The sequence below is a fragment of the Clostridium budayi genome (assembly GCF_055396605.1).
In genome coordinates this window covers 1,825,285-1,846,188 of sequence record NZ_AP042456.1, presented here as the reverse complement: position 1 = coordinate 1,846,188, position 20,904 = coordinate 1,825,285, and the positions used below count along the sequence as shown (strand labels likewise).

Genomic DNA, 20,904 nt, shown 5'->3' with positions numbered 1-20,904 from the left:
TGAAGAGCATAAAAAGGAGATAAGAATGATAAAGAATCTAGTGCAAAACTAGGTTCTTTTTGTAATATAAAGGAAAAAATATTATTATTGTAGAATATAAGTACACTGAGGTGAAAGTGTATGAGTGACTTTATTTTAACTATTTTACCTTTGGTGGTTATTGGTATTTTAGTGATATTAGTAATAAATAATATTAAGAAGAAAAATGAAAAAAGAAAGATTTCTGAATACAAAGATGAAGGTCATATAAAAGATGAAGAAAATACAGAGAAAGATTATATTAGTATTGGAATGTCTTTAGGAATGTGTTTTGGCGTTGCAATAGGATCAGCACTTACAAATATCTTTGGTATAAAATCTATTTTTTATGGTGTATGTTTGGGAATGATAGGCGGAATGATTATAGGAACCACAATAAAGAAAAAGTAATTTCTTTTTTCTAAAATATTATTAAAAAGTAAATAATTATAGTGTAAAAATGGTGCAAAATTTACTTTGTACATGTAAAAATTTAAAGTAAAAAGCCCAAAAGTCTTGATATACAAAGACTTTTGGGCTTTTGGTAGTCCCTAGGGGAATCGAACCCCTAATTCCACCGTGAGAGGGTGGCGTCCTAACCGTTTGACCAAGGAACCATGAACAATATTATTATAGCACTTTAATATGCGAAAGTTAAATTCGGTTTACTGCCATATTATCTTAAATAATGGTGTATTTTTCTAAATTTATTATAAAATATAGATTTAACTTTACTTTACTTTAGTATAATTTGGATAGGTGATAATGTTTACCTTAAGTTTAAAGTTATTTAAAATTTTGTTGTGAATAAGTATGACTTTTACCAATGTTAACTTTTATTATAATTTCTTAAAGCATTGAGATATAAGGGATTAAAGAATGTTTTGGAAATTACTTTAAAATTAGATTTATCATTGGTAAAATATTAGTATAAATTAATAAAATAGATGATTTATAGAGTTTTGAACAATTAAGAAAAGTAGTATTTTCAATGGATTAACAATAACATGAGATGTATTTAAATTTTTTTAAAAAAGATATTTTATATTTAAATTTATTGGATTAACAATAACATGAGATGTATTTAAATGTTGAAAATTTCGCTTATGGACTTCCAGCATATCCGATTAACAATAACATGAGATGTATTTAAATGGTGGAGCGGTAATAGTTAAAAAGAAAGAAAAAGGATTAACAATAACATGAGATGTATTTAAATGCTATATTAGCTCAAACAAGTACAGCACAAGGTGGATTAACAATAACATGAGATGTATTTAAATGTTGAAAATTTCGCTTATGGACTTCCAGCATATCCGATTAACAATAACATGAGATGTATTTAAATAGATTTTCTTAAAAGATTAATTGATGAAGGAATTGGATTAACAATAACATGAGATGTATTTAAATTATATCTGTAGTTGAAAAAATAACAACGACAGTAGGATTAACAATAACATGAGATGTATTTAAATACGGTTAAAAATATTAATATTAATGTTAAATCAGGATTAACAATAACATGAGATGTATTTAAATACTGACTGGACTAAGAGTTTCGGTACTTTTGGTAGATTAACAATAACATGAGATGTATTTAAATCAAATTGTGCTAGAATTAATACTGTTAGTAAAATTTGATTAACAATAACATGAGATGTATTTAAATTGAAGTGCACCTCTAGTTGCACAAGCTAACCATATCGATTAACAATAACATGAGATGTATTTAAATGATTTTTATAATGTTAGCCTAGATTTTTTAGCTTGATTAACAATAACATGAGATGTATTTAAATTTTAATTTTTCAGGTGCCTTAATCTTATCTGATTTAGATTAACAATAACATGAGATGTATTTAAATATGTGAATTATCTAGAACCGGATACAGATACTTATTGATTAACAATAACATGAGATGTATTTAAATAGCAAAAAATGCTGCTATAGGTGGAGCTAACGCACAGATTAACAATAACATGAGATGTATTTAAATCAATAGCAAGAAAGGAGGAACAAAAACTATGACGATGATTAACAATAACATGAGATGTATTTAAATATTGCAACAGGTATATGGAAAGGACAACGCCCAAGCGATTAACAATAACATGAGATGTATTTAAATAGTGGATGTTTGGTGTGATGAAGGACAGCAATTGGATTAACAATAACATGAGATGTATTTAAATGAGAAGAATAAAGAAAAGAAATATCCAAAAGAGTTGATTAACAATAACATGAGATGTATTTAAATAAACTAAATTATCCATATTACCTCCATAAAGAGGGCGATTAACAATAACATGAGATGTATTTAAATAATAAAGGAGATGGTTAAATGTTTGACATTTCTCGGATTAACAATAACATGAGATGTATTTAAATAAAAGTATAACTGCTCCTTCCTCTAAATCATTATTCGATTAACAATAACATGAGATGTATTTAAATAAGTTTACATCACTACCCCAGTAATCAAATTCTTTCGATTAACAATAACATGAGATGTATTTAAATCACCTGTTATATCGTCTTTACCGTCTCCATTTTGGGATTAACAATAACATGAGATGTATTTAAATGATGTCTTTTTGGTATGCCCATACCACGTAAATTGGATTAACAATAACATAAGATGTATTTAAATATGTATAGTTCCGCACCCCAATCATTAGCTTTTTTAGATTAACAATAACATGAGATGTATTTAAATCAATTTCCTAAAAGCGCTCTTAATTCTTTAGGTTTAGATTAACAATAACATGAGATGTATTTAAATACAGCAAATTAGATTATTTGCTATATTGGAGCAAAGATTAACAATAACATGAGATGTATTTAAATTCAATTAAGCCTAGTTCTTTTGCTTTTTGTGCTGATGATTAACAATAACATGAGATATATTTAAATTTTTTAATTTCCATTCACATTATCTTGCTATTGCGAACTTAATTAATATTCAACTTAATTCCCCTTTTCTTGCTATTGTTAACTATCTACCAAATCCATTCATATAAAAATAACTTTTCATAAATGTTATCTTAGCTTCTTCTATTTCTCTCTCATTTTATGTCCTCCTATTCTGATATTGCGCATAAAAAAATATCGCAATTCATTTCTGAATAATGCGATATTTTTATATATTATTTATTTTAATATTTCGTAATTTAATAAAATATAAACCATTTAATTCTGATAAAAACAATCAATCATTTTTACTTTCTCTGTTCTACCCATTAATTTGTAATAAGTACGCCATTCTCTAATTGAATGTAGTGGAATATTGACATTATTTATGTTTATATAGTCTTTAATAATACTCTTTTGAAGTGGAAAATAGTATTCATCATTATCACATACAATAACAAAACCTGCTATAATATCAAAATCTACATCATCAATTTTAAATTCTAAAAAATGCTTTGTTTTATATTGAACATTAGGATTTTTAGGTTGTAATGAGCCAAATGATAAAAGTATTTGCTTTACTTTTTCCACATCTTTTTCATCAACTATAATATCAATATCATTAAATTCATGAACAATTCCTTTAAAATATAAAAGTAATGATGCTCCTATAGCCCATGTAATATTATTTTTATTTAATGATTCTGCAACCATTGATAGAACATTCAATTTCTTTTGTATAATTGTCAAAATAACACTTCCTTTTACTTATAAATTTAAATATTTACATTTTTACAAGACAATTATATCATATATCATAAATATCGCTTTATTCAGTTTTCAATGAACATTTTTATTAATTTATTTGGTATTTTCTAATATTTCTAACTATATTTGAATAAAAAAATACCGTATATTCTTTTTTGAATAATACGGTATTTTAATATATTATTTATTTTTCATTTAATAATAACTTATTAATAAATGAAAATTCAGACTATAAAAAATTAATACATTTTATATCTCTACATAAACCATATAAGCATTACCACTCATGCTGTCTATAAGATCCTTACCATTAACAGATTGATACTGACCTCTTTTTATCTCAATTAGCTTTAAATTACTTAGTGCAAACCAACCAAGAGCTTCTTTTTCTTCATCATTCCAAATTGAAGGCACAGAATAATCAGCTGGTGGAGCAATCAAAGAATATCTTCCTAAGTAATCAACATCAGCGTGAATTGCGAAACTACCATCCTTCGTCATTAGAATTATCTCTTTTATATAATCACGGTATTCAGAACTTGGTGATTTTGCAGTTGTAAAAAGAACTTTTCCTCCATTAGCCTGTGCATGAAGTTCATGGAGCATAATTCCTTCTTTAGGACTCAATTTCCCATCTTTTCTAGTACCAAACTTATAAGCAACCAATAAATTTCTCATATTAACACCCCTATAATAATTATCGATCTGTTAAGTTATATGAACATTGATTCTCTCAACCTTAGGAAATACAATAAGTTTGCAAAGACTAAATTACCCCCTAGAAAAGGAGAGAGAAAACAATGAACAAAACAAATATTAGATGCCCTCGTTGTCACTCTAATAAACTATATAAATTTGGTTTTGACAAACAGGCTAATCAAAAATATCAATGTAAAAAATGTAAGCGCCAATTCATCGCTAGCGATGGTGATGGAGTTCCTAAAATGAAGTATCCTAAGTGTCCAAAGTGTGATAAAGGAACTTATTTACATCATTCTTACAAACACTATAATAGATATAAATGTAATAATAAAAAATGTAATCATATTATTGTGCAACATCATAATTTTAATATTGATTCACCATCTAGCGAAGCTATTACCGGGGCCCTTTCTATGAAAGGAATGCGATTCCCATTACAAATTATTATTACAGCACTAACATTATATTACTTGAACAATACATCAACTAGAGCTATATCTCAATTTCTTATGAACACCTTTAATATAAAAGTGTCTCATGTAACTATCGCTAACTGGAGCAATAAATTTGCTCCATACTTTAAACTCAAAGCAGATAACTTTAAACAACAAGTAGATTTGCAATCTGACGATTGGCACGCTGATGAGACTGTTGTTTTTATTAACGGAGTAAAACATTATTTATGGTTAGTTATAGACTCTGAAACGCGATTTATAATATCTTTTCATTTAAGTAGATATAGAAATGAAAGCTCTGCTTTTTCTCTGATCAATGAAGCTAAAAAATATGGTTCACCCTCTAACCTAATTACAGATAGATGGCCAGCTTATAACGAAGCGATAGCTACGCTATTACCGGAAACAAAACATGTACCAGTTAAGCCAATGTCTAGTGATATAAATAATAATCTTATAGAATCTTTTAATAAGACTTTTAAAGCTTGGTATAAGTCCAAAAAAGGATTTAACTCATTTGAAAAAGCTAATAATCTTATTTTTATGTTTATATTTCACTATAATTTTATAAGAATTCATGGGTCGTTAAATAACCTTACTCCCGCTGAAGTCGCTGGCTTCTCTAGTGATAATTTATCTAGGCAATCTTGGTTTATAGCTGCTTAATTTATTAAGAATATCTTTGATTAACCTGCTTGAAAAATTATATTTTGCAGGTTTATTTGCCATGCGCAAATATAGTCAAACTTATATAATTTTCAAAGAACGAGAAAATCTATGATTTATTAAGCTATTTTTTCATAACAACTTAACAGATTCATAATTATTTCATTTTTAATTAATAATATCATACACTTTATAACTATTCAACTAAAAACGAACTAAAATAGTAGTTAATCTACAACTAAAAAGATTGTAAAACTTTTTATACCGTATTATTCAATTTTTAAAGAGCAATTTTACATTTTCATCACATTATGAATTACATTGATTAACAATAACATGAGATGTATTTAAATAAGATAACACAAGCGGATCTTAAACGTCCTTAGTATTAACTTAGGTTTAATTATAATTTTCACAACGATATTACTAAGAATATTTGTTCAATTACCTGATTTTATTTATGGTTTAGGTGCTGGAATTAGTTCGCATTCACAGTAGTTTGGATTTACGAATTAAGAAATATGAATAAACCTCTAGAAACTAACAAATAGTTTTTAGAATGTATGATTATAAGAATAATATCAATATTGGATGGAATATTACTATCGTAAATAAAGTCAAATTAACTGTCATTATACCATATTTTATAAAATATGGTATAATATTATATAAGGAGGGGTGGTTTTGCAGATTTTTGAATTACAAAATAAAATTTATTTATCAAAGGATGTAAAGCAAGAGGAAGTTTCAAAAGAAATAAGTTCATTGATAGATATAACATTAGGAAGAGATGAAAAATTTTTAGAACTTCATAATAAAAATTGCTTTAAGAATTACTGTTTTGATGAATTTTATCCTTTAGAAAAAGATAAGCTTTATAAAGCTGATAACCTATATAATTTTAGGATACGAACAACAAATAAAGAATTAGCTATATATTTAAGAAAAGAGATAACTAAAAGTTACACCAATTCAATAAAAGCTCTAAAGTCTGAGATAAAATTAATAAACAAAAAGCATATCGATAAAATATATTCAATAACTCCATTAATAATAAAGAATGACTGCGGGTACTGGAAAAAGAACTTATCTTTAGAAGAGTACTCCGAAAGAATAAAAGTTAACTTAATAAAAAAATATAACGACTTAAATAATGAAAAAATTGATGAAGATTTCATACTTTTTAATTCAATAGAGTTAAAAAATAAAAAACCAGTACCTTTAAATTATAAAGGAATAAAACTTTTAGGTGATAAAATATCATTAAAAATATCTGATGATCCTATAGCTCAAGAATTAGCTTATATGGCATTAGGGACAGGCATTGGGGAAGTTAATAGCCGAGGGGCAGGATTTTTAAATTTTAGATATTTATAGAAAGGAGGTATGTTATGTTAAAACAAATTATTGATATTATAAAAGAAAATCATATAGATACCTTTGAACAGGCAATATTAGATCAATATGTACCGACAGATGGAACATATATAATAGTAGAAGAAGATGAAAATGGAAATTTATATGAAACATGTAGAGAAGATATTATAATGGATACTAAACTTAAAACCATTGATAGAACTATAAATAATTTCGATTTAATATGTGAATTAGACTATAACAGTAAGCTTATAGACATGAATAAACCAATCGATTCTAAAAAAATTATCCATAGTAATAACTATTTAAGTTTCTTTGTGAAAAAAGAAAATTTAGGAAGTAAGCTTACAGAAGAAATCATAGATAATTATTATAATACATTAGAAAATCCATTATTAAAATATACTAAGAAAAAAGCAAAAGAACTATATTTAGATTTAGAAAAAGAATTAGGTGAAGTAGATAAAGAAAAGCTTACTAAAATTAAAAATTGGATAAAAGAAAATATATTTAATTTAAATATAGATATTACTAAGAAAAACTATTTAAAGATTTTCTTTTTATATAGTAAATATGATTTTTATACTGAAGGTAAACGTTATCTAATGCCTAATATATATAATAATAATGATTTTAATATAAAAAGTGAAGATTTAATAATGGGATTACCTAATAATAATATGGGTTTAAATGCTAAAAAGCCTTATTTAGAAAATAAAACTAGGAAAACAAAAATTCCATATTTAATTGATTTAGAAGAAGCTTTACTTCAAAAGAAGCTTTTTGATTACTTTTTAAATTTAGCATCTATTGGTAAATGTAATCTTTACATAGGAAAAGAGATTTTTGCATTAAAAGATGGAGAAATATTAAATGAAAAATTTAATGGTATATATGTACGTTTAAAAAAGGGTAAAGAAGCTGAAATACAAAATGTAGATATAATTTCAAATTTTAATCCTAAGTTAAATAAAAAGTTTGAATTTAAGAATGTGCTTAATGCAGACTATGAAATACTTTATAAAAATAAAAAAGAAGATGTTGAAGAGTATGGAATTAAAGGAAAAATAGAAGAACTTCAATCATTAGTAGACATAATATTATTTAATAGAAGTTTAATAAGAAACTATTTTTCAGAAGAAATATCAATAAAAGATATAAAGTTAAAGAGAGCACTTTTAATGTCTAGAGATAAGCTAAGCGAATGGTTTTATAAAGGTAATTCCAATAATGTATGGAATGTTTTAAATAAAGCTATAGATTTAGTAATTAGAGATTCTTTAGAAAAAGGGTATTATCCAAAAGCTATGAATCAATTTAATTTAAAGTATTCTCTAAAAGAATATTTAAAAAGAGAGGAAGAAAATATGGCAGATGTTATTTTAAATATAAAAGATACGTTAAGAAATAAAGTTTTTAGTAAAGATGAAAACAAGATAGATAGTGATAAAGAGTATTTCTTTGCAGTTGGGCAACTTACTAGCTTCTTATTAAGTAAGAGTAAGGGTAAAAACAAACCACTATCATTAGCTAACCCTATAATTAATGCGAAAAATGATGAAATTATAAAAACAAAATTAAGACAATTATTTGTTAAATACAATTATGATATGGATCAAGATAAAGATTTAAGGTTTAAGAATTTATATTCAATGATAATTGGATATGAAGTTGAAGATAAAATAAATACTGACTTAATTATAGCTGGTTATTTAAATAGTAACTTAATATATGAAAAGAAGGAGAATTAAAATATTATGGAGAAAAGAGTATACGGAATAATTGGAATATCATCAATAATGGCAAATTGGAATGCAGATTTTACTGGTTTTCCTAAGACTACTTCAAATGGAGACATTTTTGGAAGTGACAAAGCTTTAAAATATCCAATGAAGAAGAATTGGGATAACTTAGGTGAAAAAGTTCTTTATATAAAATCTATGAAAATATCTGAAGGAAAAAACAAAGAGGTAACTTTAGTGCCAAAGTCTTTAAAGGAAAGATATGAACAAATATTTGATGTTGAAGATTTAAAGAAAGAAAAAGATACAGTAAATGTTATGAAAAATCTTTTTAATGCAATAGATGTTAAAAACTTTGGAGCTACATTTGCAGAAGAAGGAAATAACATATCTATTACAGGAGCAGTACAAATAGGACAAGGTTATAATTTATATGAGGATGCAGAAGCTGAAGAGCAAAAAATATTATCACCATTTAGGGATGGAAGTGATAAAGGAAATAAAAAGGATAAAGATGAAGAGGCTAAAAATTCAACTTTAGGAAATAAAATAGTAACTCCAGAAGCACACTACTGCTATCCATTTGTTATAAATCCGTTAGCGTATAAAGAATTTGTTGAACTTGGAATAACAGATGGCTATACAGAAGAAGATTATAAAAAGTTTAAAGAAGCTTCAATATCTTCAACTACAGCATTTGCAACTAATTCAAAGGTTGGATGTGAAAATGAATTATCAATATTTATAGAGACAGATGAAACCTTATATCTTCCTAATTTAGATAAGTACGTAAAGTTTATAAAAGGAGAAGATAAAAATATTTTTGAGTTAAACTTTAAAGATATTTTAAGTGATGTAGAAGATAGAATAAAGAGTATAGAAGTATACTATAATCCTGCAACAATTGATATAAAACCAGATTTTGATGGAGCTAAATACTATAATATTTTCAGTAAAAAAGAGGTGTAGTAAATGCAGGCTTTAAAATTTACACTAAAGGGAAGAACGGCATTTTTTAAAAAGCCTGATGTTAATGCACATTTCTATTTTACTTATGGTCATATTCATAAGGTTTCATTACTTGGTATATTTGGAGCAGCACTTGGTTATAAAGGATATAATCAAATGAAAGATAATGAAAAATTTCCTGAATTTTATGATAAGTTAAAGGAGTTAAAAATAGGAATTGTACCTAATAATAAATGTGGAGTAATTGATAAAAAGGTAAATATATTCAACAATTCTGTAGGTTATGCATCCAAAGAAAAAGGCGGAAACCTTATAGTTAAAGAACAATGGCTTGAAAATCCATCATGGGATATATACGTACTATTAGATAATGATGAAAGTGAGAAATTATCAAAAGCTATTTTAAATAGGAATTATAAATTTATTCCTTACTTAGGAAAGAATGATCATATGGCAGAGATATTAAATGTATCTATAGAGGAATGTGAGGAAATAGATGAAATTAATAATATAAATAGCTTTTTTATAAAAGAAGATTATGTATTAGTAGAAAAAGAATTAGATCCATTTTCAGACTATGATGAAGAGGATAGTTATGAAACAGAGCCTTTATTTAAGTATGAAGAAAAACTTCCAATTAAGTTAGATGAAGTTAATAATCTTTATATACTAAAAACATTAGTTTACACTAATAATTTTTTAGAAGAAATAAATAGAGGGAATGTATATAAAGTAAATAATAAAACAGTACAGTTTTTATAAAATAGAGGAGGGGAATCCCTCCTTTATTTATATAATAATTAGGAGGATTAAAAGTGTATATAAACATATTAAAAGATTTTAATATCAATAAATTAATAAATGAAAATTATAAAATATATGCACATATAGAAGGTGAAAATAAAGAAACATTAAAAATGCACATTGATCTTTGTATAAAGTATTTTGAAAAAATAATTATAGACAAAGATTTAGAAAGTGTATTTTTAAAGTTTGAAGATTTATTTTTAAAAGATAAAGGTAAAGAAAGCAAGAACTTATTTAGAGAAATGCTTATATCTGTAGTAACAATGCATGATATTGGTAAAATTAACCCAGTATTTCAAAAGAAAAAAATGAATAATAATTTGAATATTAGAGGAAATGAAAATATAGATGACAGCAAACATTCAATATATTCATCTATAATTTATTTAGATTATTATTTAGAGAAAATTATGAGCTTAACAAAAATGAAAGCTATAAATAAAGAAGAAAGAAAATGTCTATTAGCATTTCTTATTTTAAATTCTTATATAATTTCAAGGCATCATTCAGGTTTTACTAGCGTTACATTAGATAAATATATAGAAGATATTTTATATATGTTTGATGAAAATAGTGATTTTGAGAAAATAGATTACATTATTAATTCTGTATATTTTAGGGAGTATAAAATTAAACTTAATTATATAAAAGGCATAGTAGATAGCTATAGAAGCTTTTTAAAGGAAATGAAAGAAGGATTAGATGGGATAGAAAATTCAATAGCTATATATACGTATGAAAGAATTATGCTTTCATGTCTCATAGCCTGTGATTACTATGGAACTTCGGAATTTATGAGTAACGTAGAAGTGAGTAATATTGGGAAAATAGATGATATTAATGAATTTTATAAATCTTATAAAGATGGAGAAATATATAAGTTAATTAGAAAATATGAAAAAGAAAACTACGGCAGGGATAAAGATTTCTCAAAAGTACAGAACATAAATATTCTTAGAAATGAATTGTTTTTAGATGCAGAAAAAGAACTTATTAAAAACAAAAGTAAAAATATATATTATTTAGAAGCGCCAACTGGAAGTGGGAAAAGTAATGTAGCTATGAATTTATCTTTTAAATTGCTAGAAATGGATGAGAAGAAAAATAAGATTTTTTATGTTTATCCATTTAATACTCTAATAGAACAAAATATAAGCAGCATAAATAAAATATATTCAAATAATGATGAAGTTCTTAAAAAGATAGCTGTTATAAACTCATTATTCCCTATTAAAGTAGAGCGTGAAGATGAGTTTGAAGATATTGAATTTAAAGAATATGAAAAAGCACTTTTAAATAGACAATTTTTAAATTATCCTATGATTTTAACAACACACGTATCAATATTTAGATATATGTTTGGAAGTAGAAAAGAGGATATATTCCCATTCCATCAGTTAGTTAATAGCGTAATTGTATTAGATGAAATTCAAAGCTATAAAAACAAAATTTGGAGAGAAATAATAGAGTTTTTAAATACTTTTTCAAAAATTTTAAATATAAAAATAATTATAATGTCTGCAACACTACCTAATTTAGATGATTTATTAAAAACTAAAAGTGAGTCTGTTAAGCTAATAAAAAATAGAGATAAATATTTTAGTAATAGTATATTTAAAGATAGAGTAAAGACTGACTATTCTTTAATCCATTCAGAAAATATTTTTGAAGACATAATAGATGTTATTAGAAAATATAGTGGCAAGAAAATATTAATTGAATTTATAAAGAAAAGTAGTGCTTATAGTTTCTTTGATGAATTAAAGCTTAGAAAAGAATTAGGAGAAATAAAAGAGGATATAAGACTTTTAACTGGTGATGATAATTCAATTGAAAGAGAAAAAATAATTAATGAGATAAAAGACAAAAAAAGAAAGGACGGAATTATATTAGTTGCAACTCAAGTTATAGAGGCTGGAGTTGATATTGATATGAATATAGGATTTAAAGATATTTCAATGTTAGATAGTGAAGAACAATTTTTAGGAAGAATAAATAGATCCTGTTCAAATGAAGATGATTCTATTGCATATTTTTTTGATTTAGATGATGCACGTAGTATTTATAAAGAAGATGTTAGAAAAGATGAAGGTGTAACATTAAAAAATGATGAAATAAAAGAGATATTATCAAATAAAGAATTTAGTAAGTATTACATGAAGATAAATGATAAAGTAATAAACAATACAAGTAAAATCAATGAATTAAATACGGAAATGTTTTTTAAAGATAGTGTGTGCAAATTAAATTTTGGAGAAATCGAAAAAAAGATGAAGCTAATTGATGATGATCAAAATGATATACAAATATTTTTAAATTACACTATAGATAAAAATGGAGAATTAATATATGGAGATAAGGTTTTTGAAGAATATAAAACTTTATTAATGGATAATTATATTAACTATGCAGAAAAGATGGTTAAGCTTTCAGAAGTAAAAGCTAAAATGAATTATTTTATATATAGGATAAGAACAAAGCAGAATTTTAATTATAATGATAGAATTGGAGAAATTTTATATATAGATAATGGAGAAGATTTCTTTAATGAAGGTAAATTAGATAAATCTAAATTTGAAAATGATATAGGAGAATTTATATGATAGTAAATGGAACTCTTATAAATTACTATTTTCATTGTAAAAGACAATGTTACTTGCATGGAAATAGAATTAATTTAGAAGATAATAGCGAAAGAGTTAATATAGGAAAAGCTATTCATGAAGAAAGAAGTAGTAACTCTGACAATACCGAGTTAGAAATAGACAATATTAAGATTGATAAAATTACAAAAGAGTATTTAATTGAAGTAAAAAAATCAGACGCAGATGTGGAAGCTTCTAAGTGGCAATTGTTATATTATTTAAAAGTTCTTAAAAGTAAAGGAATAGAAAGAAAGGGGAAATTAGAATTTATTGAAAAGAATAAAAGTAAAAACAAAACATTGATTGTAGAGCTAAGTAAAGATGAAGAATTAAAACTAGATAAATATATAAATGATATTTATGAATTGTTAAATAAAGAAGAAGTTCCAGCCATTTTAAATAAGCCAAAATGTAAAAAATGTGCGTATTATGAGTATTGTTATATATAATGGAGGTTAAGTATGGGGAGCACTAAATATATAACTTCAATTGGAGAACTTACAAGAAAAGATAACTCTTTATGTTTTAGAAAAGATGGTAAAAATGTATATATACCAGTTGAAGGAACAAAGGAGATTTATTGCTTAAATGAAGTTAGCATTAATACTAAATTACTAGATTTTTTATCAAGAAATAATATAATAGTTCATTTCTTTAATTATTATGAGGGGTATAGTGGAACGTTTTATCCTAAAAATAAATATAACAGTGGTAAGCTCCTTATAAAACAAGTAAAAGCATTTGAAGAAAATAGATTATACATAGCAAAGAAAATAGTAAGTGCTATAGGAGAAAATATTTATGAAGTTTTGTACCATTACTATAAACATAATAAAAAAGAAGTAAAGAGCACTATAGATTGGATAAAGAATGACTTTTATAAAAGAGTTTGCGAAAGTGAAAATATAAATAGCTTAATGGCTGTTGAAGGAGAAGTTTGGCAACGATTTTATTCAGAATTTAAAATAATATTACCAGAAGATTTTATTATGAATAAAAGATGCAAAAGACCACCTGATAACCCTATAAATGCACTAATATCTTTTGGTAATTCATTATTATATACAAAAACTATTTCAGCTATATATAAAACCCATTTAGATCAAAGAATAAGTTTTCTTCATGAACCATCAGAAGGAAGATTTTCTTTAAGTTTAGACATAAGTGAAGCATTTAAGCCTGTAATTGTATATAAGACAATTTTTGAACTTGTAAATAGGAAAAGTATAAAGGTTGAAAAACATTTTGATAAAAAAGTTAATTATTGCTTATTAAATGAAGAGGGAAGAAATATATTTATTAAAGCGTTTGAAGAAAGGCTTGAATCTGTATTTTTACATCCAAAATTAAAGAGAAAAGTTACCTATAAAACTGCAATAAAGCTTGATTGTTATAAACTAATTAAATTTATAATGGAAGAAAAAGAATTTAAGCCATTTAGTTTAAAGGAGGGATATTAATGAGTAACAAAATTAATTATAATTATGCCTTTTTATTTTATGATGTAAAAGAAGAGAGAGTTAATAAAGTATTTAAAGTATGTAAAAAATATCTTTCTCACTTTCAAAAGTCTGTTTTTAGAGGTGAAATTACACCATCTAAATTAATATCCCTTAGAAAAGATTTAAATAAAGTAATAAATAAAAATGAGGATTATGTTTGTATTATAAAACTTTTAAATGAAAATGTATTTGGAGAAGAGATGCTTGGAATTAAGCAAATTACAAATGGTGAAAGTTTAATTATATAGAATTTTACCAATGATAAAATTCTAGTAACTGTACGAAAGGACAGTATTTACAAGGGTTAGATTAGGATTTGAAAAATAATTTTAAATTTCATTAAGTCTTTGGTAAAATATTAATAGGAGTAAGGAAATATGGGGTTCTTATACGTTTTAGTAATTTAGGAATCCCTTGTTTTCAATGGATTAACATTAACATGAGATGTATTTAAATATTCTCAATTCCTTTAAATTCATTCTTGCTCCCTTGATTAACATTAACATGAGATGTATTTAAATGGATGTTATTTCTGCCCATATTCCAAAAAGAAAGAAGATTAACATTAACATGAGATGTATTTAAATTTATATCGTCCTTATCAAATTTGTAAGCACCTTTTAGATTAACATTAACATGAGATGTATTTAAATTCAAAAGCTTCACCATTAGTTTGTTTAGTTGTTACCGGATTAACATTAACATGAGATGTATTTAAATGAACCTTATGAAGAGAAAAATAAACCTACATTTGGGATTAACATTAACATGAGATGTATTTAAATGTTGATGGTGTGGCCGAACCAGTTAATAAAAAAGTTCGATTAACATTAACATGAGATGTATTTAAATGACTGTGACCTAATTAATAAATTAGGATTAGATAAAGATTAACATTAACATGAGATGTATTTAAATGTATTTGAAAATTGTGGGGCTATGGGCTTAAAAATAGATTAACATTAACATGAGATGTATTTAAATAGCAAAGCCACTCTACTTTGATAAATGCGCTAGCAAGATTAACATTAACATGAGATGTATTTAAATAATTATGTACCAAAAGAGCAAGGAGAATAATCTTTGGATTAACATTAACATGAGATGTATTTAAATCCAAACTGTATAGGAGCGGTTGGTTATATAAATGAAGGATTAACATTAACATGAGATGTATTTAAATTTGAATGGTGTAAAGAAAATGGAAAGATACCTACGGGATTAACATTAACATGAGATGTATTTAAATTGGTTTATAAATTTGTTAAATGCTAGCGGTATTAATGATTAACATTAACATGAGATGTATTTAAATTTACTACTACTAGATACATAATAGCTTTCATTATTGATTAACATTAACATGAGATGTATTTAAATAGTTCTCTTCTGGTGTAAGTGTCGAACATAGAATAAGATTAACATTAACATGAGATGTATTTAAATGCGTTAGTCGAATGGATAGTTAATGAAGGGTTGAAGATTAACATTAACATGAGATGTATTTAAATTCCGATAACGTACCTTATCAAGACAATTTTGGTTGTGATTAACATTAACATGAGATGTATTTAAATACCTTTAAAATATCAGTTGCCAACCAATTATATTTGATTAACATTAACATGAGATGTATTTAAATCTGTAGTTGATGCTAAAGGTAATACTTCAGATAAAAAGATTAACATTAACATGAGATGTATTTAAATATTTCTGTTAGATCTTGACTTAAACATTTTATAATGATTAACATTAACATGAGATGTATTTAAATATAAGAGCAAACAGACTTAGATTTGGGAAAAGGACGATTAACATTAACATGAGATGTATTTAAATGCTTTTAGGGCTGCGATTAATAGTTCTTCTATAGAGATTAACATTAACATGAGATGTATTTAAATGGATGTTATTTCTGCCCATATTCCAAAAAGAAAGAAGATTAACATTAACATGAGATGTATTTAAATTTATATCGTCCTTATCAAATTTGTAAGCACCTTTTAGATTAACATTAACATGAGATGTATTTAAATTCAAAAGCTTCACCATTAGTTTGTTTAGTTGTTACCGGATTAACATTAACATGAGATGTATTTAAATTAAGGTAAAGCATAAGCAACTTTATCCTCAAAATAGATTAACATTAACATGAGATGTATTTAAATTTTGATTATCCGGTCGCCAAACTAGAGTAATCAAGGATTAACATTAACATGAGATGTATTTAAATTTGTTACATATGAATTTTGAGTACTAGCTTGTTTATGATTAACATTAACATGAGATGTATTTAAATTGTATGATTTAAGTACTAACTATGTTAAAGATACGATTAACATTAACATGAGATGTATTTAAATTTGTTCTTCCAAAAAATTGATTAAAGAAACGGAAACGATTAACATTAACATGAGATGTATTTAAATTTTGATATTCTAGTGTTTTCTTCTCTTTTAACATGATTAACATTAACATGAGATGTATTTAAATGATTAGAGACAAAATGGATAACGGAGAGGTGAACAGGATTAACATTAACATGAGATGTATTTAAATTTACTATATAGTGTGTATTTATAATCCGAATTTTTGATTAACATTAACATGAGATGTATTTAAATTGTTGTTTTTCTGGAGAATTAATAGCGATTTTTCTGATTAACATTAACATGAGATGTATTTAAATTACAAATCCTTTCCTTTTGACTCTTCTAATTTTAGATTAACATTAACATGAGATGTATTTAAATTCTACAACAACAGTACAAACCCCATCTTGAGGTACTGATTAACATTAACATGAGATGTATTTAAATTTCTGTAGCCACCCGAAAAAGCCTTTCAACATTTGGATTAACATTAACATGAGATGTATTTAAATAATGCACGTTCAATGTCTTTTGTATTATCTACTATAGATTAACATTAACATTAACATGAGATGTATTTAAATGCAGGACAATCTACAGGGGATGCAGTAAACTTCGTGATTAACATTAACATGAGATGTATTAAAAATACAGAGATTATAAGAAAGGTAACTAAAAAAGAAGAGGAATAAGACCTCTTCTTATAATTTAAATTAGCTTTGAGTATATGTACCTAATTTAGCATCATATTCGATATAAGTATTTGAGCCATCTTTATTAACAACCGTAAATTCAGCTTTTAATAATTTAGCATCATCTTTTTTACCAGATTTAGGTCCAAAACATTCTTCTAATGTACTTGTATCCCCAGGGCGTAAAGTATCATATGTTGATAAATATGTTTTTTCTCCATTTACGTCATATGTATATTCTATACCTTTTATATTTTGGTTAGAATTATTTTTAAATTTAGTTTCCATATATATGTTTCCTATTGAGTCAGGCTTTCTTACTTTGAAATCAACAAGTTGTATATCTTTTATAGTTACTTTTGGAGTTTCTTTATTAGTATCATCCTTATCTTGTTGCTCTGTTTGTTGTTCTGATTGTTTTTGATTATTATTACTTGAAGTTTGATTTGTACTTGAGTTTCCACAGCCTACTAGAAGTCCAACTGAAATCATAGAAACGATTAATAAACCTAAAAATTTTTTCTTCATTAGTATATCCCCCTTATTCTTTGGTTAATAATTCCTATTTTATATTATCATCTCATTAAAATTGTGTCTATACTAATATTTTTATATTGAGTTTTATTATGAAAAATTAACTAATTAAAGTATTCATATTAATGTATGTCAAAACTTTAAACTAACATAAACATTACTTATATATCCTATAAAATATTAGTATTATCTTCTAATAAAAACTTTTTATATAATTAAATAAGAGAAAACAAAAGAAAGAAGATGAAACTATGAATAATGTAAATTCACATTGGGGTGTTGAGTTAATACCAACATTAATAAAACAAGGTAGTGATACATTAGCAGTAATACTACCTGGAATAGGATATACAATAGATAGAGTTACATTAGAATACTCAAGTGAACTAGCACTAAAGCTAGGATTTGATTTATTAAAAGTAGAATATGGATTCCAAGTTGCAAGAAAAGAATTTAATGTAGAAAAAGAATTCGATATAATCGTAGAAGAAACACTAGAAATAGTACAAAATGCATTAAATGAAAATTATAAAAATATCGTAATAATAGGTAAGAGCATAGGAACATGCGTACAAAACCTATTAAATGATAGAATAGAAGGATATAACATAGAAAATATTTATATAAGCCCAATAAATAAAACAGTGGAAATGGGAATTAAGGAAAATTCATTAGTTATAACAGGGACTAAAGACCCACTATTATCAAAAGAAAACTTAGAAAAAATAAAGGATATTAGTGGAGCAGATTTAGTTACTATAAAAGATGGAAATCACGCATTAAATATAGAGAAAGATCCTATAAAAAGCTTAAGATCTCAAACAGAAGTTATAGAGTTTATAGAAGGATTTCTATATAAGAAAATCATTAAAAAGTAAGACTCTATTTTAAATTAATGTTGATAAATGAGCAGAGGTAAAAGTAGATAAATATGCTTGTCTACTTTTACCTTTTCTTTATATTAATTTAAAATTAAAGGTTAAATTATGGTATATTACCTGTTTCGCAAGATATCAATTAGTATATCTTTTGACCTTACTATACCTAAATCAGTATTTATTATTTCAAATATTATTTTCCCACTATAATTTTTTAAAATACTAGTAAAAATATACTTAAATTTAATTATCTCATTTGATAAGTGTTATTTAAATTTTCTGTAATGCATTTTTGAATTTCATCTATTTCTTTAATTGCATCATCAATGGTTGCATAACGTCCTAGAAGTATTTTATTTTCTGAAAAGATACTATTACGCTTAAATTCTCCCCATATAGCTGCGGAGTTATTTTTATCTCCAAATATTTTGCTAATAAAAACTCTATTCACATTAACTAATTCTTTTTTATCTTGAGTCCTAATCCACATAAAATATTTCTCTCCTCTTTTTAGTGAACAACTATTAAATAATTGTACTACTTATTAAATTATATTAACTTATCTACTCTTTTAATTATCCTAGTTTGATTTATCTTTTTTTAAATTCATATGAGTAAGAAGAGCGGCAAGACCAATTCCAAAAGCAACCCAAGGAAATGCAGCATAAACAAAGTCCATCATTTAAATTACCTTCTTTCTAAATATTTGATATAAACCAATAATTATTAATATTAAAATTAAGCAGAAATTTTCTCCAAATAGATACCTCCCTAAATAATATAATAAATATAGTATACATCCATTATGAGTTAATTTACAAATTGAGGAATAAAAGTTATGATTATCTTATTAAAATTTTAAACTAACATAAATATTATTTATATATATTATAAAATATTTGAATATTACAGTATTAGAAAAATATGTTATGATTAATTCGTGATTTTATTAAACTATGTAATAGGATATCTATTTTGAGGAGAAAAGTGAAATGAATAAAAAGCTATTTTTAAAATTAGGATTATTGTTATTATCCATGTCACTTGTTGGATGTGGACAGGATAATAATTTAGAAGGGAAAGATAATTCTTCTAAATCAAGTGTAAGCCAATCTGTTAGCGACACCCAAAGTTCGGGAGAAGAAAATATAAAAACTACATCCACATCTGATGAAAATGCAGTAAAAAGTGAGCCAGATGATAAGGAGGTAAAACCAAGTACACAACAAGAAGCAAATAAAGAAGAATACTATGACTTAATAAAAAATGCTTGGCAGAAACAAGAGGATTACATTAATTCTATTGATGATCCTAAAGAGAAACAATCAGTACAAACTGCACACTCTGCAGCTGTTTTTAAATCAAATGAATTACTTTTGGCACATCCTGAAGATTCTGAGGCTATAAATGAAAGTCTAAAGAAAGTTCTCGATGGCGAATAATTTTAAAATTAAACGAACTAAATATTAAAGTGGACAAATTACTTTGTCCACTTTAATTATGTTAATTTATAAACATTAGTTTAAAATAGAGCCTTCTTAAGAAATAGTAAGCATACTATTTCTTAAGAACCTTATTCAATAAATACATTCTATAGTTTTTTAATCTTAATATACCATTATTTTCAGGATTTAATCCAATTAAAATGAAAATACATCCTAACCCTACGAATAATCCTTCAATTAAACTAGGTAAGAATTTAAGGGATAATGACATTAACCAAATACCGTAAAATAATAATCCAAAGTAAGTGTAATTATTTAATTTTTTCAATATAAGAACCTCCATACATAATATACTAAATATAGTATACATCTATTAAAGCTAATTTACAAATTAAGGAATAAAAGTTACAATTATCTT

Annotated in this window: 17 protein-coding genes, 1 tRNA gene and 2 CRISPR repeat arrays; of the genes, 12 read left to right on the top strand and 6 right to left on the bottom strand. The window is 25.2% G+C overall.

The features are described from left to right. Positions 1–120 precede the first annotated feature (120 nt). A complete protein-coding gene (locus tag ACZ5TJ_RS08785) occupies positions 121–429 on the top strand; it encodes a hypothetical protein (protein ID WP_464198885.1) in 309 nt (102 codons plus the stop codon). Positions 430–560: 131 nt separating this feature from the next. On the opposite strand, the gene ACZ5TJ_RS08780 is transcribed toward ACZ5TJ_RS08785, so the two are convergent. The 3 genes from ACZ5TJ_RS08780 to ACZ5TJ_RS08770 form a co-directional block, all read right to left on the bottom strand. Then, positions 561–635, bottom strand: a tRNA-Glu gene (locus ACZ5TJ_RS08780). Between the two features lie 377 nt (positions 636–1,012). After that, positions 1,013–2,935: direct repeats of the CRISPR family, unit length 30 nt; unit sequence GATTAACAATAACATGAGATGTATTTAAAT. A gap of 276 nt (positions 2,936–3,211) precedes the next feature. Continuing rightward, on the bottom strand, positions 3,212–3,682 hold the full coding sequence (locus ACZ5TJ_RS08775; protein WP_464198883.1) for a nucleotidyltransferase family protein: 471 nt from the start codon (positions 3,680–3,682) through the stop codon (positions 3,212–3,214). A gap of 267 nt (positions 3,683–3,949) precedes the next feature. Next, positions 3,950–4,378, bottom strand: coding sequence for a hypothetical protein (locus tag ACZ5TJ_RS08770; protein ID WP_464198881.1), 429 nt, complete (start codon positions 4,376–4,378; stop codon positions 3,950–3,952). Positions 4,379–4,500: 122 nt separating this feature from the next. Between ACZ5TJ_RS08770 and ACZ5TJ_RS08765 the strand changes: the two genes are divergently transcribed. From ACZ5TJ_RS08765 to cas2, 9 genes are all read left to right on the top strand, one after another. Next, complete coding sequence (locus ACZ5TJ_RS08765) at positions 4,501–5,523, top strand: IS6 family transposase (protein WP_464198879.1); 1,023 nt, start codon at positions 4,501–4,503, stop codon at positions 5,521–5,523. A 684-nt stretch (positions 5,524–6,207) separates the two neighbouring features. Next, complete coding sequence (gene cas6, locus ACZ5TJ_RS08760) at positions 6,208–6,900, top strand: CRISPR-associated endoribonuclease Cas6 (RefSeq protein WP_464198876.1); 693 nt, start codon at positions 6,208–6,210, stop codon at positions 6,898–6,900. A gap of 14 nt (positions 6,901–6,914) precedes the next feature. After that, positions 6,915–8,651, top strand: a complete 1,737-nt coding sequence (locus ACZ5TJ_RS08755) for a type I-B CRISPR-associated protein Cas8b/Csh1 (RefSeq protein ID WP_464198874.1) — start codon at positions 6,915–6,917, stop codon at positions 8,649–8,651. Between the two features lie 6 nt (positions 8,652–8,657). Continuing rightward, on the top strand, positions 8,658–9,611 hold the full coding sequence (locus ACZ5TJ_RS08750) for a type I CRISPR-associated protein Cas7 (RefSeq protein WP_464198872.1): 954 nt from the start codon (positions 8,658–8,660) through the stop codon (positions 9,609–9,611). 3 nt (positions 9,612–9,614) lie between these two features. After that, positions 9,615–10,373, top strand: coding sequence for a type I-B CRISPR-associated protein Cas5b (gene cas5b / locus ACZ5TJ_RS08745; protein WP_464198870.1), 759 nt, complete (start codon positions 9,615–9,617; stop codon positions 10,371–10,373). 53 nt (positions 10,374–10,426) lie between these two features. After that, positions 10,427–13,021, top strand: coding sequence for a CRISPR-associated helicase Cas3' (gene cas3 / locus ACZ5TJ_RS08740; protein WP_464198868.1), 2,595 nt, complete (start codon positions 10,427–10,429; stop codon positions 13,019–13,021). Continuing rightward, positions 13,018–13,512: a CRISPR-associated protein Cas4 gene (gene cas4, locus ACZ5TJ_RS08735; protein ID WP_464198866.1), complete on the top strand. Its 495-nt coding sequence runs from the start codon at positions 13,018–13,020 to the stop codon at positions 13,510–13,512. The genes cas3 and cas4 overlap by 4 nt, the downstream gene beginning before the upstream one ends. Before the next feature lie 12 nt (positions 13,513–13,524). Next, the gene (gene cas1b, locus ACZ5TJ_RS08730) at positions 13,525–14,523 is read left to right on the top strand and encodes a type I-B CRISPR-associated endonuclease Cas1b (RefSeq protein ID WP_464198864.1); all 999 of its coding nucleotides are present in this window, start codon (positions 13,525–13,527) and stop codon (positions 14,521–14,523) included. Next, positions 14,523–14,813: a CRISPR-associated endonuclease Cas2 gene (gene cas2 / locus ACZ5TJ_RS08725; protein WP_464198862.1), complete on the top strand. Its 291-nt coding sequence runs from the start codon at positions 14,523–14,525 to the stop codon at positions 14,811–14,813. Before cas1b ends, cas2 begins: the two co-directional genes overlap by 1 nt. 178 nt (positions 14,814–14,991) lie before the next feature. Continuing rightward, positions 14,992–17,586: direct repeats of the CRISPR family, unit length 30 nt; unit sequence GATTAACATTAACATGAGATGTATTTAAAT. A 64-nt stretch (positions 17,587–17,650) separates the two neighbouring features. Here cas2 and ACZ5TJ_RS08720 read toward each other — a convergent pair. Beyond that, positions 17,651–18,157, bottom strand: a complete 507-nt coding sequence (locus ACZ5TJ_RS08720; protein ID WP_464198860.1) for a hypothetical protein — start codon at positions 18,155–18,157, stop codon at positions 17,651–17,653. Positions 18,158–18,414: 257 nt separating this feature from the next. Here ACZ5TJ_RS08720 and ACZ5TJ_RS08715 point away from each other — a divergent pair, with 257 nt between their 5' ends. Continuing rightward, complete coding sequence (locus ACZ5TJ_RS08715; RefSeq protein WP_464198858.1) at positions 18,415–19,041, top strand: alpha/beta fold hydrolase; 627 nt, start codon at positions 18,415–18,417, stop codon at positions 19,039–19,041. A gap of 247 nt (positions 19,042–19,288) precedes the next feature. Here the strand turns inward: ACZ5TJ_RS08715 and ACZ5TJ_RS08710 are convergent, their stop codons facing one another. Then, positions 19,289–19,531: a hypothetical protein gene (locus ACZ5TJ_RS08710; protein WP_464198856.1), complete on the bottom strand. Its 243-nt coding sequence runs from the start codon at positions 19,529–19,531 to the stop codon at positions 19,289–19,291. A gap of 502 nt (positions 19,532–20,033) precedes the next feature. Between ACZ5TJ_RS08710 and ACZ5TJ_RS08705 the strand changes: the two genes are divergently transcribed. Next, positions 20,034–20,483, top strand: a complete 450-nt coding sequence (locus ACZ5TJ_RS08705) for a hypothetical protein (RefSeq protein ID WP_464198854.1) — start codon at positions 20,034–20,036, stop codon at positions 20,481–20,483. A gap of 115 nt (positions 20,484–20,598) precedes the next feature. Here ACZ5TJ_RS08705 and ACZ5TJ_RS08700 read toward each other — a convergent pair whose 3' ends face one another. Further along, entirely contained in the window at positions 20,599–20,814 is a 216-nt protein-coding gene (locus ACZ5TJ_RS08700) for a hypothetical protein (protein WP_464198852.1), read from the bottom strand. Positions 20,815–20,904 lie beyond the last annotated feature (90 nt).

What these genes read in the sequence shown, in the direction of transcription:
- ACZ5TJ_RS08705 (WP_464198854.1), top strand. Translation starts at nt 20,034, where the DNA reads ATGAATAAAAAGCTATTTTTAAAATTAGGATTATTGTTATTATCCATG.
- cas2 (WP_464198862.1), top strand. Translation starts at nt 14,523, where the DNA reads ATGAGTAACAAAATTAATTATAATTATGCCTTTTTATTTTATGATGTA.
- ACZ5TJ_RS08755 (WP_464198874.1), top strand. Translation starts at nt 6,915, where the DNA reads ATGTTAAAACAAATTATTGATATTATAAAAGAAAATCATATAGATACC.
- ACZ5TJ_RS08785 (WP_464198885.1), top strand. Translation starts at nt 121, where the DNA reads ATGAGTGACTTTATTTTAACTATTTTACCTTTGGTGGTTATTGGTATT.
- ACZ5TJ_RS08765 (WP_464198879.1), top strand. Translation starts at nt 4,501, where the DNA reads ATGAACAAAACAAATATTAGATGCCCTCGTTGTCACTCTAATAAACTA.
- ACZ5TJ_RS08770 (WP_464198881.1), bottom strand. Translation starts at nt 4,378, where the DNA reads ATGAGAAATTTATTGGTTGCTTATAAGTTTGGTACTAGAAAAGATGGG.
- ACZ5TJ_RS08720 (WP_464198860.1), bottom strand. Translation starts at nt 18,157, where the DNA reads ATGAAGAAAAAATTTTTAGGTTTATTAATCGTTTCTATGATTTCAGTT.
- cas1b (WP_464198864.1), top strand. Translation starts at nt 13,525, where the DNA reads ATGGGGAGCACTAAATATATAACTTCAATTGGAGAACTTACAAGAAAA.
- cas4 (WP_464198866.1), top strand. Translation starts at nt 13,018, where the DNA reads ATGATAGTAAATGGAACTCTTATAAATTACTATTTTCATTGTAAAAGA.
- ACZ5TJ_RS08750 (WP_464198872.1), top strand. Translation starts at nt 8,658, where the DNA reads ATGGAGAAAAGAGTATACGGAATAATTGGAATATCATCAATAATGGCA.
- ACZ5TJ_RS08710 (WP_464198856.1), bottom strand. Translation starts at nt 19,531, where the DNA reads ATGTGGATTAGGACTCAAGATAAAAAAGAATTAGTTAATGTGAATAGA.
- ACZ5TJ_RS08715 (WP_464198858.1), top strand. Translation starts at nt 18,415, where the DNA reads ATGAATAATGTAAATTCACATTGGGGTGTTGAGTTAATACCAACATTA.
- cas5b (WP_464198870.1), top strand. Translation starts at nt 9,615, where the DNA reads ATGCAGGCTTTAAAATTTACACTAAAGGGAAGAACGGCATTTTTTAAA.